Annotated in this window: 15 protein-coding genes; 4 read left to right on the top strand and 11 right to left on the bottom strand. The window is 72.5% G+C overall.

The features are described 5' to 3' along the window. Positions 1-456 precede the first annotated feature (456 nt). From rlmKL to K311_RS0113040, 3 genes are read right to left on the bottom strand one after another with little or no spacing between them, the layout of a single operon-like run. Positions 457-2607, bottom strand: a complete 2151-nt coding sequence (gene rlmKL, locus K311_RS0113050; RefSeq protein WP_026817680.1) for a bifunctional 23S rRNA (guanine(2069)-N(7))-methyltransferase RlmK/23S rRNA (guanine(2445)-N(2))-methyltransferase RlmL — start codon at positions 2605-2607, stop codon at positions 457-459. Continuing rightward, complete coding sequence (locus tag K311_RS0113045) at positions 2604-3125, bottom strand: alpha/beta hydrolase (protein WP_026817679.1); 522 nt, start codon at positions 3123-3125, stop codon at positions 2604-2606. Before K311_RS0113045 ends, rlmKL begins: the two co-directional genes overlap by 4 nt. Further along, the gene (locus K311_RS0113040) at positions 3122-3628 is read right to left on the bottom strand and encodes an MOSC domain-containing protein (protein ID WP_026817678.1); all 507 of its coding nucleotides are present in this window, start codon (positions 3626-3628) and stop codon (positions 3122-3124) included. Before K311_RS0113040 ends, K311_RS0113045 begins: the two co-directional genes overlap by 4 nt. Before the next feature lie 41 nt (positions 3629-3669). Here K311_RS0113040 and K311_RS0113035 point away from each other — a divergent pair, with 41 nt between their 5' ends. The 4 genes from K311_RS0113035 (at position 3670) to K311_RS18950 (ending at position 6833) form a co-directional block, all read left to right on the top strand. Then, entirely contained in the window at positions 3670-4254 is a 585-nt protein-coding gene (locus tag K311_RS0113035; protein ID WP_026817677.1) for an N-acetylmuramoyl-L-alanine amidase, read from the top strand. 97 nt (positions 4255-4351) lie between these two features. Beyond that, the gene (gene tesB, locus K311_RS0113030; protein ID WP_026817676.1) at positions 4352-5233 is read left to right on the top strand and encodes an acyl-CoA thioesterase II; all 882 of its coding nucleotides are present in this window, start codon (positions 4352-4354) and stop codon (positions 5231-5233) included. Next, positions 5233-5628 carry a hypothetical protein gene (locus K311_RS16980; protein WP_051240141.1) on the top strand — a complete coding sequence of 132 codons (396 nt, stop codon included), beginning with the start codon at positions 5233-5235 and terminating at the stop codon, positions 5626-5628. The genes tesB and K311_RS16980 overlap by 1 nt, the downstream gene beginning before the upstream one ends. A gap of 62 nt (positions 5629-5690) precedes the next feature. Continuing rightward, the gene (locus K311_RS18950) at positions 5691-6833 is read left to right on the top strand and encodes an RNA polymerase sigma factor (RefSeq protein WP_051240139.1); all 1143 of its coding nucleotides are present in this window, start codon (positions 5691-5693) and stop codon (positions 6831-6833) included. A 139-nt stretch (positions 6834-6972) separates the two neighbouring features. Here K311_RS18950 and K311_RS0113015 read toward each other — a convergent pair whose 3' ends face one another. The 8 genes from K311_RS0113015 to acpP all read right to left on the bottom strand — a co-directional run bounded on the left by K311_RS0113015 (position 6973) and on the right by acpP (position 13912). Then, a complete protein-coding gene (locus K311_RS0113015) occupies positions 6973-7332 on the bottom strand; it encodes a PilZ domain-containing protein (RefSeq protein WP_026817675.1) in 360 nt (119 codons plus the stop codon). Further along, positions 7329-8396 (bottom strand): DNA polymerase III subunit delta', encoded by a 1068-nt coding sequence (gene holB / locus K311_RS16970; RefSeq protein ID WP_081683460.1) that lies wholly within the window; start codon positions 8394-8396, stop codon positions 7329-7331. The genes K311_RS0113015 and holB overlap by 4 nt, the downstream gene beginning before the upstream one ends. Continuing rightward, a complete protein-coding gene (gene tmk, locus K311_RS0113005) occupies positions 8393-9040 on the bottom strand; it encodes a dTMP kinase (RefSeq protein ID WP_043797344.1) in 648 nt (215 codons plus the stop codon). The genes holB and tmk overlap by 4 nt, the downstream gene beginning before the upstream one ends. Then, the gene (gene mltG, locus K311_RS0113000; RefSeq protein ID WP_026817673.1) at positions 9037-10068 is read right to left on the bottom strand and encodes an endolytic transglycosylase MltG; all 1032 of its coding nucleotides are present in this window, start codon (positions 10066-10068) and stop codon (positions 9037-9039) included. Before mltG ends, tmk begins: the two co-directional genes overlap by 4 nt. An 11-nt stretch (positions 10069-10079) precedes the next feature. Then, the gene (gene pabC, locus K311_RS16965; RefSeq protein ID WP_051240137.1) at positions 10080-10895 is read right to left on the bottom strand and encodes an aminodeoxychorismate lyase; all 816 of its coding nucleotides are present in this window, start codon (positions 10893-10895) and stop codon (positions 10080-10082) included. 19 nt (positions 10896-10914) lie between these two features. Next, complete coding sequence (locus tag K311_RS0112990) at positions 10915-12276, bottom strand: aminodeoxychorismate synthase component I (protein WP_154659564.1); 1362 nt, start codon at positions 12274-12276, stop codon at positions 10915-10917. 22 nt (positions 12277-12298) lie between these two features. Next, positions 12299-13537, bottom strand: coding sequence for a beta-ketoacyl-ACP synthase II (gene fabF, locus K311_RS0112985; protein ID WP_081683458.1), 1239 nt, complete (start codon positions 13535-13537; stop codon positions 12299-12301). A gap of 135 nt (positions 13538-13672) precedes the next feature. Next, positions 13673-13912, bottom strand: coding sequence for an acyl carrier protein (acpP, locus tag K311_RS0112980; protein WP_026817670.1), 240 nt, complete (start codon positions 13910-13912; stop codon positions 13673-13675). Between the last annotated feature and the right edge of the window lie 67 nt (positions 13913-13979).

Below are 13979 nucleotides of genomic sequence, written 5' to 3'. Positions count from 1 at the left end.
TCCGTTGCCTTGTCGGTCTTCGGAGGCATTCCCCGCGGCTCCGCCGCGGTGCGCCCGCAGGGCGCCAGGAGATGCTTCCGAAGTACCGGCAATCGGCGGAGCGATTCGAACCGGGCGGCGACGTCCTGGCCGCGTTCGGCCCGGCACACGACCGAGGTTCCCCTCGAGGCGCGATTCCCGGACCTCGAAGGACGGGACGCACGCACACCGCGACGAATGTTCCGCGGTCACCGCTGGCTGGCCCGCTACATGTCGCGGCTGCCGATCGCCACGAACGGCGGTTCGTCCGCACTCGCGCAGGAAACGCATCGGGCTTCGCAGGATGCGGGCGCCCGGGCTGCCGGTTCCCGAACCGCGGCAGACAACCGGACCCGGCCTCCGCGCAGGGCACGAGTCTTTTCCGAGCCACGCGGAGGAAAAGAGCTCGTGTCCTGCGCGGAGGCCGGGCCCGCGTACTCAGCGCGCGCGGAGTTCCCAGCAGCGGTGGATGCGGGGATTGCGGGCGAAATCGGGATCGATCGTGGCGGCGGAGATCTCGACCGCATCGGCGAATTCCGCGACGGCGGCCGCATCGAAACGGAACTTGCGGAAATTGTTCGAGAACAGCAGCACCCCACCCGGCGCCAGCCGCGCCACCGCCGCGCGCAGCAGGCGCACGTGGTCGCGCTGGGTGTCGAAATCGGCGGCGCGCGCCGAGTTCGAGAAGGTCGGCGGGTCGCAGAAGATCAGCGCGTAGCGGCCGCGGTCCGCTTCCAGCCAGGCCAGCGCGTCGGCCTGCACGAGCCGGTGCTGGCGGCCGGTGGCGCCGTTGAGCGCGAGGTTGCGCGCCGCCCATTCCAGATAGGTCGCCGACAGGTCGACGCTGGTGGTCGCCGCCGCGCCACCGACCGCCGCCTGCACGCTGGCGGCGCCGGTGTAGCAGAACAGGTTCAGCACCTGCTTGCCGGCGGCCTCGGCAGCGATGCGCCGGCGCACCGGGCGGTGGTCGAGGAACAGGCCGGTGTCGAGGTAGTCGAACAGGTTCACCTGCAGGCGCGCGGCGCCCTCGCGCACGACGAAGAATTCGTCGCGGCGATCCATGCGCCCGTATTTGCTGCCGCCCTTGCCGCGGGCGCGGGTCTTGATCGCGACCTGGCCCGGCGGCACCGCGAAGACCTCGCGCACGGCGTCGAGCAGTTCACCGAAGCGGCGACGGGTGTCGGCTTCCGGGATCGTCTTCGGCGCCTCGTATTCCTGCACGTGCACGAAGGTGCGCGCGTCGCCGCCGTCCTCGGTGTAGACGTCGACCGCGGCACTGTATTCGGGCAGGTCGGCGTCGTAGGCGCGCCAGCAGCCGACGCCGGCGCGATCGCGCCAGCTGCGCGCGTTGCGCAGGTTCTTGCGCAGGCGGTTGGCGACCATCGTCGCGCCTTCCGACAAGGGCCGCGGTTCGCGCGGTGCACGCTCGGGCACGCGCACCGGGTCGATCACCACGAGGCTGGTCTCGATCGCGCCGTTGAACAGCACGTAGCGCTTCTGCGCGCGCAGGCCGGTGGCGCGCGCGAGTTCGTCGGAGCCGCAGAGCAGCACCGCGCGCCAGTCCGGCACCGCCCGCTGCAGCGCGTCGCCGAGCTCGCGATAGAGCGCCGGGTCGGCGCTCAGGCGCAGGTCGTAAGGCGGGTTGCAGGCGACCAGTCCCGACGCCGGTCCCGGCGCCTGCAGCGCGCTCACCGGTGCGCGTTCGAAGCGGATGACGTCGGCGACGCCCGCCCGCGCCGCGTTGGCGGCCGCTGCCTGCAGCGCGCGCGGGTCGATGTCGGCGCCGGAGAACACCGGTCGCAGGGCGGCGCGCCCGGTCTCCGCGCGCGCGCGCGCCTCGGCCTCGATACGCGACCAGCGTTCCTCGTCGAAACCGCGCCAGCGGCTCGGCAGCGCGCCGGCCAGCCGACGCAGGCCGGGCGCTTCGTCGGCGGCCATCAGCGCGCCTTCGATCAGCAGGGTGCCGCTACCGCACATCGGGTCGAGCAGGCCGCCGCCGTCGGCGTGGATGGCCGGCCAGCGACCGCGCATCAGCATCGCGGCCGCGAGGTTTTCCTTCAGCGGTGCCTCGCCCTGCTCGCTGCGCCAGCCGCGCCGGTGCAGCGGGCCGCCGCCGAGGTCGACCGACAGCAGCGCCCTGCCCTTGCGCACGACCAGGCCGAGGCGCAGCTCCGGCGCCGCGGTATCGACCGAGGGGCGGCTGCCGTGGGCGGCGCGCATGCGGTCGACGATCGCGTCCTTGCTGCGCTGGGCGGCGTAGCGCTCATGCGTGAGGCCGGGTCCGGAGACGTGCGCATCGATGGCGAGGGTGCCGTCGGCGGCCAGGTGGTCGGGCCAGGGCAGCGCGTGCACGCCCTGGTAGAGCTCGTTCTCGTCGCGGCAGTCGAATTCGGCCAGCGGCCACAGTACGCGGCTGGCCAGGCGCGAATACATGACCGCGCGCAGCGCGACCTCGAGCGCGGCACCGGTGTCGGCGCATTCGACATTGGCGCCGGCGAGCGCGGCGGTGGCCCGGCCGGCGCCGAGCGCCACCAGTTCGTCGGCGAGCAGGTATTCCAGGCCTTTCGCGCAGGCCGCGAAGAACCTCACGTTTCCAGCATCTGCAGGAAGCGCGCGAATTCCTCCGCGCAGTACTCGACATGGGCGGCGAGCCGGTGGCTGTCCGGGACCAGCGTGAGGTGATCGTGCCGGCGCTGCGCCCAGCGGGCGACGTCCATCGCCGGAATCAGCTCGTCCTGCCAGCCGTGGATCACGCGGGTCGGCACCATCGCCGCCTTCAGGTAATGCGGCGGCACTTCCAGCAGCACCGGCGGCGCCATCAGGAACAGGCCGGCCACCGGCACCTCGCGCGACACGTGCGCGGAGATGAAGGCGCCCATGCTCGAACCGGCGAGCACGAGCGGTCGGCGGGTATTCGCATGCGCGCGGGCACCGAGCCGCAGGATGCGCGCGCGCACGTCGCCGAGCGGGCCTTCGCCGTCGAGGTCGCGGTAGTCGGGGCGCTCGTGGGTCCAGCCGCGCGCGGACGCGGCCTTCGCGAGCGCGGCCGCCTTGGTGGCGTCCGGACCGCTGTCGAGGCCGTGCGAGATGATGACGTGCCCGGTCATGCGACCACCTCCAGCGCTTGCAGGGAATCGCCGACCGCGAAGTGCCCGCCTTCGACGATGCGCGCGCACAGACCGCCATGGCCGCGCATCGCGTTGTAGCCGCCGGGGCCGAGGGCCTCCTCCATGCGCGCGCACGGATCGCAGTCGCCGGTGCCTTCGAGGACGACACCGCCGATGCGGAAGCGGCGCCCCTTCAGCGCCACCAGCGGCAGCCGGGACACGACGACGTTGCGGCGCAGCAGCGCCGGCGCGACCTCGGCATGGCCGGACAGCGCGGCGATCACCGGCAGGTGTTCCGACTGGATCAGGGTGACGCCGCGCTTGCCGCTGGCGCTGGCATAGCGGTCGCCGACGAGGCCGCGGCCGGCGATCGCCTCGACCGAATCGAGTTCACGCATCGCCCGGCCACGTGCGTGACGCACGCCGATCCAGCGCACCGTGCCGGCGCGGGGCAGCTTGCCGAGCAGCGCGGCGAGGGCGGAATCGGGGTTCGGCGCGGCCATCGCGGGACTCCGGAAAACAGGGCCGATGTTAGCATGCGGCCATGTCGCCGGAGCCCGCGCCGCCGCCCCCGATCCAGCACTGGCCACTGCCCTGCGAGGGCCTGCTGACGCCGCGCGCCACCCCGTCGATCGACCTCGTCGTGATCCATTGCACCGAACTGCCCGACCTCGCCATGGCCCGCGAGTACGGCGAGCGCGTGCTCTACGCCAGCGGCACCGGCAACAGCGGCCACTACTACGTCGACCGCGACGGCAGCATCCACCGCTTCGTCGACCCCGCCCGCATCGCCCATCACACGCGCGGCCACAACGAGCGCTCGCTCGGCATCGAACTGGTCAACACCGGCCGTTACCCGGATTGGCTCGATTCCCGCCACCAGGCCATGGACGAGCCCTACCCCGCCGCGCAGATCGACGCCCTGGTGGCGCTGCTGCGCTGGTTGACCGCGGAATTCCCGAACCTGCGCCGCATCGCCGGGCACGAGGATCTGGACACGACGCAGGTGACGGCGAGTGACGATCCGACGAGGCGGGTGGCACGCAAGCGCGACCCCGGGCCGATGTTCCCGTGGGCGGAGGTGCTGGCGCGGGTCGGGCTGGAGCGAGTGGAGCGTCGCGAGGAGTGAGTGGGAGGCGAACGCGCGCTTCGCGCCCGCCTCTCTTGCGAGCCGGCGCCGGCGGTCCGCGCGGTATCATCCGGGGCCCCAGTCCGCCGCTCCCGCCATGACCTCACCGATCGTCGCCGAACTCGTCGACCTGCTGCGCCTCGAGCGGCTCGAGGACAACCTGTTCCGCGGCCAGAGCCGCGACATCGGCACCAAGTACGTGTTCGGCGGGCAGGTGCTCGGGCAGGCGCTGGCGGCGGCGCAGTGCACGGTCGCCGAAGACCGCCACGTGCATTCGATCCATGCGTATTTCCTGCGCGCCGGCGACGTCGAGCACCCGATCGTCTACGACGTCGACCGCTCGCGGGACGGCAAGAGCTTCTCGGTGCGCCGCGTCACCGCGATCCAGCACGGGCAGCCGATCTTCGTATTCGCGTCGTCGTTCCAGGAGCCGGAGCCGGGCAACGAGCACCAGCTGTCGATGCCGGAAGTGCCGGCGCCCGAGGACATCGAGCCGATGCCGGCGCCGACGCCCGAACAGCTGGCCTCGCTGCCGCCGAAGGCGCAGCGCTGGCTCAGCCGGATGGGGCCGTTCGAGATCCGCCCGGTGTATCCGCGCGACGAGCTGAAGCCACCGAAGCGCCCGCCCTACCAGCACGTCTGGTTCCGGCTGTCGGCGCCGGTCGGCGATTCGCCGGTGCTGCACCAGGCGTTGCTGGCCTACGCCTCCGACTTCCACCTGCTCGGCACCGCGACCTTCCCGCACGGCATCAGCTACTACCAGCCGAACGTGCAGATGGCCTCGCTCGACCATGCGATGTGGTTCCACCGCCCCTTCCGTGCCGACGACTGGCTGCTGTATTCGCTCGACAGCCCGAGTGCCTCCGGCGCCCGCGGCCTGGCCCGCGGGCAGATCTTCAGCCGCGACGGCCGCCTGGTGGCCTCGACGGCGCAGGAAGGCCTGATCCGGGTGGTCGCCGACCGCGGAGGCGCGGGCTGATGCGCCAGGTATTCACCTCGCCGCGGCTGGAGAACGTCGAGGGCGTGCAGAAGCTGCTCGAGGACGCCGGCATCGCCACCAAGATCAGCCAGGGCCGCAGCTGGAAGGGCAACAGCCGCCGCGAGTTCAGCTACACCGCGAAGAACCACGACGCCGGGCAGCAGCCGGCGCTGTGGGTGCTGCGCCCGGACGACTTCAAGCGCGCCCGCGAGCTGCTGCACGAAGGTGGCCTGCTCGAGGCGACGCGCAAGGAGTCCTACCTGCCGGAGAACCTGCAGTTCCGCGAGCCGGCGGCGAACGACCCTGCCAGGCGCATCTCGCGGATCCGCATGGCCCTGCTGGCGGCGGTCGCGGTCGCCTTCGCGGTGATGATGGCGCGGATCTATTTCGGCTGAGGCGGTCACATCCGCCGCCGTCGCCCGTCCAGACCGGGAAAGCCAACGCGCCAGGAGTTCCCGTGAACGCCGACGTCCTCGAATCGATCATCGCCAGCCAGTTGCCGGCCGCCACCGCCGGCGACACTGCCGCCTATTCGCGGATCGTCGCCGCGACCCAGCGGATGGTGACCAGCATCGCGCTGGCGATCGTGCGCGACGCGCCGGCCAGCGAGGACATCGCCCAGGAGGCCTTCCTCAAGGCCTGGCAGAACCTGCATCGGCTCGAGAACCCGGCCAGCTTCCTGCCCTGGCTGCGGCAGATCACCCGCAACCTCTCCCGTGACCACCTGCGCGCTGCGACGCTGCGCGCCAATCCGGCCAGCATCGACGTGGACGAGGTGATCGCCTCGGTGGCCGACCCGAGCCCCTGCCCGGCCGAACTGGCCGCCGACGAACAGGAGCAGGCGGTCGCCGCGGCGGTGATCGACGCCCTGCCCGACGAGAGCCGCGAAGTCCTGTTGCTGTACTACCGCGAAGGCCGCAGTTCGCGTCAGGTGGCTGCCCTGCTCGGCCTGCAGGACGCGGCGGTGCGCAAGCGCCTGTCGCGCGCCCGCGAACGCATCCGCGAGGAACTGCTGAACCGCCTCGGCGATTTCGCGAAGGCGACGGCGCCCGGCGTCGCCTTCACCACGGCGGTCACCCTCGCACTGGCCGGCGTGTCGCCGCCGGCGGCCGCGGCCACCGCCTTCGGCGCCGGCGTGCTCGGCGGCGCCAAGGGCCTGACCAAGCTGGGCGTCGGCGCGTTCGGCTTCGCCGCCCTCGGCATCGCCGGCGGCCTGGCCGGCGTCTGGTTCGGCATCCGCAAGTGGCTGCGCGCCCCGTTCGACGACCGCGAGAAGCGCGAGCTCACCCTCTACGGCGCCACGATGTCGGCGCTGGTGATCGTCTTCGCCGTCGGCATCGTCTGGATGGCGAAGCTGCCGGGCTGGCTGCCGCACCTGCTGTTCTCGCTGGCGTACATGGCCGGAATCGGCTGGGGCTGCTCGGTGTGGCTGCCGCGGATCCTCTCCCGCCGCCAGGCCGCCGAACGCGCCCGCGATCCGGTCGCGGCGGCCGATGCGGAGCGCAGGGCCCGGCGCCGCCAGCGCATAGGTTTCATCGCCGGCTACGGCCTCGCCACCCTCGGCCTGCTCCTCGGCCTCTTCTACAGCGGCCGCCTGTAACCCTGCCTGCGGCCGGCGTCGCTCTCGGCCGCTGCGACCGCAGCCGGTGACGTCGCCGGCGGTGCCGCACTGCGCAGGGGCTGGGCTTGTCCCGCGGTCGCGCATGCGCCATCCATGCGCGCTCACGCGCCCGGACGCGCTACATCGTGTGGGTGGGTTTGTCGGCTTCGAGGGTGCCGGCGAGGAAGGTCTCGATCTTGCCCTTGACCTGCTCGGCCTCGGCCGTTTCCGCGAACTGCACGCCGATGCCGGCGGTGCGGTTGCCCTGGGCGCCGGCGGGAGTGATCCAGATGACCTTGCCGGCGACCGGCAGGCGCTCCTTCTCCTCCATCAGCGACAGCAGGATGAAGACCTCGTCGCCGAGGGAATACCGCTTCGGGGTCGGCACGAAGATGCCGCCGCCCTTCACGAAGGGCATGTAGGCGTTGTACAGCGACGCCTTGTCCTTGATCGCCAGGGAAAGGATGCCCTGTCTCGCGCCTGCGCCACCGCCGATCATCGTCCTGCTCCCCCTGCGGATTCCTCGAAGTAGCCACGCCACTCCAGCAACAGCCCGGCCAGGACCAGGTCGTGCCGCAGTGCGGGCGCCGGCAGCTGCTCGCGCAGCCGGTTGAGCCGGTCGTACCAGTCGCCGAGCTTCTGGAAATCGCCCGGCATGGTCAAGCCCGGCGCCTTGCGGCCGGCGAGCTGGTGGGCGACGGCATCGTGCACGAGCTCGGCGGCGAAGCGCAGGCGCAGTCCCGCCCGCGGGTCCGCCAGCCAGGCGGCGGCGAGCTCGACCGGCGAGCGGCGGCCGCCGGCGAGCGCGTTCAGCGCCGCCAGCACGTCGGCGCGCAGCGCCAGCGCATCGTTCGCCAGCCAGTCGGCGGCGACACCGGGATGACCGCGGGCGGCATCCAGCGCCGGCCCGGGATCGGCGAAGCCGGCCGCCCGCAGCCAGGCTTCGGCCTCGGCGCGCAGCGGGATGCGGAACTCGAGCTTCTGGCAGCGGCTGCGGATGGTGGCGGCGAGCCGGCCGGGCTGGTCGCTGACCAGGATCAGATAGCGGTCGCGCGACGGTTCCTCGAGGGTCTTCAGCAGCGCGTTGGCGGCCGCCGTGTTCATCGCTTCCGCCGGGCAGACGATCGCGACCTGGGCGCCGCCCGCCTGCGGCGTCAGCGAGAACCATTCGGCGAGTGCGCGCACCTGGTCGACGATGATCTCGCTGCGGAAGTTGCCGGTCTGGGCGAGGCCGAAGCTGATCTCGTGGAGATCGGGATGGGTACCGGCACGGAACAGGCGGCAGCCGCGGCACTCGCCGCAGGCGAATCCGTCGGCGCCGGGCTTCGCGCACAGCAGGCGCATCGCCAGCCGGCGCGCGACCTCGCGCTTGCCCATCGCCGGCGCGCCGCCGAGCAGCAGCGCGTGCCCGAGCTGCTGCGCCTCCAGCGCGGTGACCACGCGCAGGTAGATGCGCTGCTGCCAGGGTGCGAGGGGCGCGTCCGAGAACGGCAGCGCCGCGACGGAGCCAGGCGGGGCGAGGCCTTCGCCGGTCCCGTCGGGATTGCGCGCACGCGCACTCATGCCCGGCTCCGCAGCCACCCGGCGAGCGCCGCGCGCACGTCGGCCATCACCGCTTCGACCGGACGCGAGGCGTCGATCACCCGGAAGCGCGCGGGTTCGGCGGCGGCGCGCGCGAGGTAGGCGGCGCGGACACGCTCGAAGAATTCGCCGCGTTCGGCCTCGATGCGGTCGAGCTCGCCACCGCGCGAACGCACGCGCTGCAGGCCTTCGGCGACGCCGATGTCGAGCAGGATCGTCAGATCGGGGCGGATGCCCGCCGCGCGACGTTCCAGTTCGGCGATCCAGCCGCTGTCGAGGCCGCGGCCGCCGCCCTGGTAGGCGAAGCTGGCGTCGGTGAAGCGGTCGGAGACGACGGCCTGCCCACGCGCCAGCGCCGGCAGGATCAGTTCGCGCACGAGTTGCGCACGGGCGGCGAACATCAGCAGCAGTTCGGCCTCGGGCAAGGTCGCCAGCGCCGGGTCGAGCAACAGCGTACGCAGGCCCTCACCGAGCGGGGTTCCGCCGGGCTCGCGGGTCGCGACGACCGCGTAGCCGGCTTCCTGCAAGCCTTCGCGCAGCGCCGCCAGGGCAGTCGACTTGCCGGCACCCTCGCCGCCCTCGAGGCTGACGAAGACGCCACGGCGAATGGCTTCGCCTCCGCTCATCGGCAGCGCCTGCGCTGGTGGCAGTCGACGGCGCGGTTGTGTTCGGCGAGCGTCGCCGAGAACACGTGGCTGCCGTCGCCGCGGGACACGAAGTACAGGGCGTCGCCGTCGGCCGGCTTCGCCGCCGCCCGCAGCGCCTCGCGACCGGGCATCGCGATCGGCGTCGGCGGCAGGCCGGTGCGGGTATAGGTATTGAACGGCGTGTCGGTCTCGAGGTCGCGCCGGCGCAGATTGCCGTCGAAGCTGCTGCCGAGGCCGTAGATCACCGTCGGGTCGGTCTGCAGCTTCATGCCGAGCTTCAGCCGGCGCGCGAACACGCCGGCGATCGCCGGGCGCTCGTCGGCGCGGCCGGTTTCCTTCTCGACGATCGAGGCGAGGATCAGCAGCTGGTCGGCGTCGACCAGCGGCGTCGCCGGGTCGCGCTGCGCCCAGCTCTCCTCGACCGCCTTGTCCATCGCGTGCAGGGCGCGGCGCAGCACGTCGATGTCGCGCTGGCCGCGGGTGTAGTGATAGGTCTCGGGCAGGAAGCGACCTTCCGCCGGCATGCCTTCGCGGCCGAGTTCGGCCATCAGCGCGGCATCGTCGAGTTCCGGCAGCGTCTGCACCAGCGACTCGTCGGCGGCGAGCGCGGCGCGCAGGTCGCGCATGTTCCAGCCGGGCACGATCGTGAAGCGGTAATGGATCACCCGGCCCTTCTCGAGTTTCCCGAGCAGCTCGCGCGGGGTGATGCCGTGCGGAATCGCGTAATCGCCGACCTGAAGCCGGGCCGTCACCTGCATCTCGTGCGCCAGCGCCTGCCATTCCAGGTCGTGGCCCGCGCGCACGCCGAGCTCGCGCAGCTTGCGCAGCACGTCGCGGAAACCGTCGCCGGATTCCACGACGAGGACGCGCTCGGCGCCGGCGAGCGCGATCGGGGTGTCGGCGAAGCCCTGGTAGCGCTGCCAGAACCAGCCGCCGACGGCGACCGCCGCCAGCAGGGCCAGCGCCAGCAGCGCCTGCAGTGCCCGCCACGATGACTTCTTCGGCAAACCGCGCTCCTTCAGGCGAACGCCGGTTCGGCGCGGGCGAGCGTGCGGCGCAGGTCGAGCAGCGCCGGATGCGCGGTCCAGCGACGGCCGGCGAGTGATCCGACCGGAAGGATACCCCGCACCGCATTGCACAGGAAAACCGCGTCGGCGGCTTCCAGCGCGGCCGGCGACAGCGGCGCGATCTCGACGTCGGCATTCTCCCGCACCCAGGCGCGGGCGATGCCGGCGACGCCGCAGGCGTTCACCGGAGGCGTGCGCCAGCGGCCGTCGATCCGCGCGAACACGTTCGCGGCGGTGGCGCAGATCACGTCGCCGGCGGCGTCACGCAGCAGGCCTTCGTGGATGCCCGGGGCCGACCACTCGGCGCGCGCCAGCACCTGCTCGAGCCGGTTGAGGTGCTTGATCCCGGCCAGCGCCGGCTGCGCCGCCAGCCGCAGCGCGCACCAGCGCAGGGCGAGCGCCGGCGGTGGCGGCGGCGGCGGCGGGAACAGCGCCAGCACGAGCGTGGGTTCGGCGCCCGGGTCGGGCGCGTAACCGCGGCCGCCGGCGCCACGGCCGAGGATCAGCTTGAGCACGGCGTCGGCCGGCGCGGCTGCGAGCAGCTCGTCGATCGCCGCGTCGAGGAACCCTGCGTCCGGCGCCGCGAACCCGAGACGCGCGGCACCTTCCTGCAGACGGCGCAGGTGCGCTTCGCGCCAAACGACGCGGCCCGCATGCACGCGCGCCGTGGTGAACAGGCCGTCGCCGTAGGCCAGCGCGCGCTCGCCGGGACCGAGCGCCGCCAGCGGGGCGTGGCCGCTGTAGATGCGGCTCGCGAGCGCGGTCATGCGCTGGCTCCGGCGCGGCTCATCCGGCCAGCCCCAGCGCGCGCAGCCAGCCGCGGGCCTTGGCGCGGGTCTCGTCCAGTTCCCGCGCGGCATCGGAGTCGACGACGATGCCGGCGCCGGTGCGCAGTTCGAGCGTGTCGCCGTGCAGCCAGGCGCTGCGGATCAGGATGTTCAGGTCGAGATCGCCGTCGTCGCCGAGCCAGCCGAGCGCACCGGTATAGGCGCCGCGGCCGACCCCCTCGAGCTCGGCGATGATCTCCATGCAGCGCACTTTCGGCGCGCCGGTGATCGTGCCGCCGGGGAATACCGCCGCGATCACCTGCCCCGGCGTCGTCCCGGCGCGCAGCTCGCCGACGACATTGCTGACGATGTGGTGCACGTGCGCATAGCTCTCGACGCCCATCAGCTCGTCGACGCGCACGCTGCCGGGCACGCAGACGCGGCCGAGGTCGTTGCGCTCGAGGTCGATCAGCATCACGTGTTCGGCGCGTTCCTTCGGATTGCCGACGAGGTCGCGGATGCGCGCCGCATCGTCGTCACCGGGGAAGCGCGGGCGGGTGCCGGCGATCGGCCGCGTCTCGACGCGGGAGCCGCGCACCGACACCAGCCGCTCCGGCGACGAGCTCAGCAGCGCCCAGTCGGCAAGCCGCAGCAGGCCGGCGAACGGCGCGGGGTTCGCGGCGCGCAGGCGGGTGTACAGCGCCGCCGGATCCGGCGCGGTATCGAAGCGCGCATGCCAGGCGCGCGACAGGTTCACCTGGAACACGTCGCCAGCGCGCAGGTAGTCGTGGATCGCGGCGACGCCGTCGGTGAAGCGCTGCGGCGGGTCCTCGACGAGGGCGGGCACCGGCAGGGTCACGACCGGCGGCGGCTCGGCCACGAGCGCCGCGGCTGCCGCAACCACCGCATCGAAGGTCCCGCGCGCAGCGTCTTCGCCGACCAGCAGGACCCGGCCATCGCGGCGATCGCGCAGCACCGCGACCGGGCAACGCCGGGCCAGCGCCACCGGCAGCGGCGCCGGCGCCGGCGGCAGGCGCAGCGTCGGCTCGACCTGGCCCGCGAGTTCGTAGGCGAGGAACAGCGCCCAGCCGGCGCGGAACGGCAGCGCCGCGGCATCCCCGCCCGCATCGGGCGCCGCCGATCGGTGCTCCGCCCAGGCGGCGTCGAGCGTGTCGAGGAAACCGCCGGCGACGGCCACGCCGTCGCGGCGGGTGACGCCGTCCGCGTCGAGCCGCAGCAACGGACCGTTGGCGCAAAGCAGCATGTCCCAGCGGGCGCCGGCGCCGGCGGCGGCACTCTCCAGCAGCAGTGGAAAGGCGTCGGGCGCCGACGCCTGCAGGCGCAGCAGGTCGAGCGCCGGCGGCAGCGCGCGGATCAGCATGCGGCCGGGTCGGCGCGCGTGCTCAGACGCGACGGAACACCAGCGTGCCGTTGGTGCCGCCGAAGCCGAAGCCGTTCGACACCGCGACGTCGATCTGCTGCTCGCGGGCGGTGTTCGGCACGTAGTCGAGGTCGCAGCCCTCGCCCGGTTCGTCGAGGTTGATCGTCGGCGGAATCACGCCGGTGTGCAGCGCCATCACGGTGAAGATCGCCTCGACGCCGCCGGCGGCACCGAGCAGGTGGCCGGTCATCGACTTGGTCGAACTGACCATCGTGCGGTAGGCGTGCTCGCCGAGCGCGCGCTTGATCGCCAGCGTCTCGGCGAGGTCGCCGAGCGGCGTCGAGGTGCCGTGCGCGTTGAGGTAGCCGATCTGCTCGGCGGTGACGCCGGCGTCCTTGAACGCCGACGCCATGCAGCGCGCCGGGCCTTCGCCGTTCTCGCTCGGCGCGGTCATGTGGTAGGCGTCGGAGCTGGCGCCGAAACCGGCGAGTTCGGCGTAGATGCGGGCGCCACGCGCCTTCGCGTGTTCGTATTCCTCGAGGATCAGGATGCCGGCGCCGTCGCCGAGCACGAAGCCGTCGCGGTCCTTGTCCCAGGGGCGCGAGGCCTTCGCCGGTTCGTCGTTGCGGGTGGACATCGCCTTCATCGAGCAGAAGCCGGCGACCGAGGTCGGCGTGCAGCCGTGCTCGGCGCCACCGGCGACCATCACGTCGGCATCGCCGTACTGGATCATGCGCATCGCCATGCCGATCGAGTGGTTCGAGGTCGCGCAGGCGGACACCGCGGAGAAGTTCGGCCCCTTCAGGCCCTTCATGATGCTCAGCTGGCCCGGCAGCATGTTGATGATCGTGCTCGGCACGTAGAACGGCGACACCTTGCGCGGACCGCCCTCGTGCAGCGCGACCGCGCTGTCCTCGATGCCGCGCACGCCGCCGATGCCGGCGCCGACCAGGGCGCCGATGCGCTCGGCGTTGCCCTCGGTGACCTCCAGCCCGGAATCATCGAGCGCCTGCAGGCAGGCGGCGATGCCGTAGTGGATGAACGGGTCCATCTTCTTGACGTCCTTGGGCGACAGGAACGCCTTCGGATCGAAGTCGCGCACTTCGCCGGCGATGCGGGTCGCATAGGCGGAGGCGTCGAAATGGGTGATCGGGCCGATGCCGCAGCGGCCGGCGGTGATGCTGTCCCAGGCGGCCGCCAGGGTGTTGCCGACGGGCGAGACGATGCCCATGCCGGTGACGACGACGCGACGTTGGCTCATTGCGGAACTCCGTGGTCTCGTGGGGCGTGCGCCGGCGCGGAGGATGCGCCGGCGTATCGCCGCGACGCCGGAAACGCGCAGGGCCGCGCAAGCGCGGCCCCGGCGTTACGGCAAGCGTGCCGACCCGTGGTCGGATCAGGCCTTGACGTGGGCCTTGATGTAGTCGATGGCCTGCTGCACCGAGGTGATCTTCTCGGCTTCCTCGTCCGGGATCTCGCACTCGAACTCTTCCTCGAGGGCCATGACCAGCTCGACGGTGTCGAGCGAGTCGGCGCCCAGATCGTCGACGAACGAAGCGTTGACGGTGACTTCCTCTTCCTTGACGCCCAACTGCTCGACGACGATTTTCTTGACGCGTTCTTCGATGCTGCTCATGGATCGGTCTCCTCCCGGAGGGGATGTTTGCGGGCGCATTGTATGCGAATGCCGGCAGCGGCGGGCG

It is taken from the genome of Arenimonas composti TR7-09 = DSM 18010 (assembly GCF_000426365.1).
GTDB lineage: Bacteria > Pseudomonadota > Gammaproteobacteria > Xanthomonadales > Xanthomonadaceae > Arenimonas > Arenimonas composti.
The sequence above is the reverse complement of the archived record's forward strand: the minus strand, read 5'-3'. Positions and strand labels throughout refer to the sequence as shown.

What these genes read in the sequence shown, in the direction of transcription:
- K311_RS0113045 (WP_026817679.1), bottom strand. Translation starts at nt 3,125, where the DNA reads ATGACCGGGCACGTCATCATCTCGCACGGCCTCGACAGCGGTCCGGAC.
- K311_RS0113040 (WP_026817678.1), bottom strand. Translation starts at nt 3,628, where the DNA reads ATGGCCGCGCCGAACCCCGATTCCGCCCTCGCCGCGCTGCTCGGCAAG.
- K311_RS0113035 (WP_026817677.1), top strand. Translation starts at nt 3,670, where the DNA reads ATGTCGCCGGAGCCCGCGCCGCCGCCCCCGATCCAGCACTGGCCACTG.
- tesB (WP_026817676.1), top strand. Translation starts at nt 4,352, where the DNA reads ATGACCTCACCGATCGTCGCCGAACTCGTCGACCTGCTGCGCCTCGAG.
- K311_RS16980 (WP_051240141.1), top strand. Translation starts at nt 5,233, where the DNA reads ATGCGCCAGGTATTCACCTCGCCGCGGCTGGAGAACGTCGAGGGCGTG.
- K311_RS0113015 (WP_026817675.1), bottom strand. Translation starts at nt 7,332, where the DNA reads ATGATCGGCGGTGGCGCAGGCGCGAGACAGGGCATCCTTTCCCTGGCG.
- holB (WP_081683460.1), bottom strand. Translation starts at nt 8,396, where the DNA reads ATGAGTGCGCGTGCGCGCAATCCCGACGGGACCGGCGAAGGCCTCGCC.
- tmk (WP_043797344.1), bottom strand. Translation starts at nt 9,040, where the DNA reads ATGAGCGGAGGCGAAGCCATTCGCCGTGGCGTCTTCGTCAGCCTCGAG.
- pabC (WP_051240137.1), bottom strand. Translation starts at nt 10,895, where the DNA reads ATGACCGCGCTCGCGAGCCGCATCTACAGCGGCCACGCCCCGCTGGCG.
- K311_RS0112990 (WP_154659564.1), bottom strand. Translation starts at nt 12,276, where the DNA reads ATGCTGATCCGCGCGCTGCCGCCGGCGCTCGACCTGCTGCGCCTGCAG.
- fabF (WP_081683458.1), bottom strand. Translation starts at nt 13,537, where the DNA reads ATGAGCCAACGTCGCGTCGTCGTCACCGGCATGGGCATCGTCTCGCCC.
- acpP (WP_026817670.1), bottom strand. Translation starts at nt 13,912, where the DNA reads ATGAGCAGCATCGAAGAACGCGTCAAGAAAATCGTCGTCGAGCAGTTG.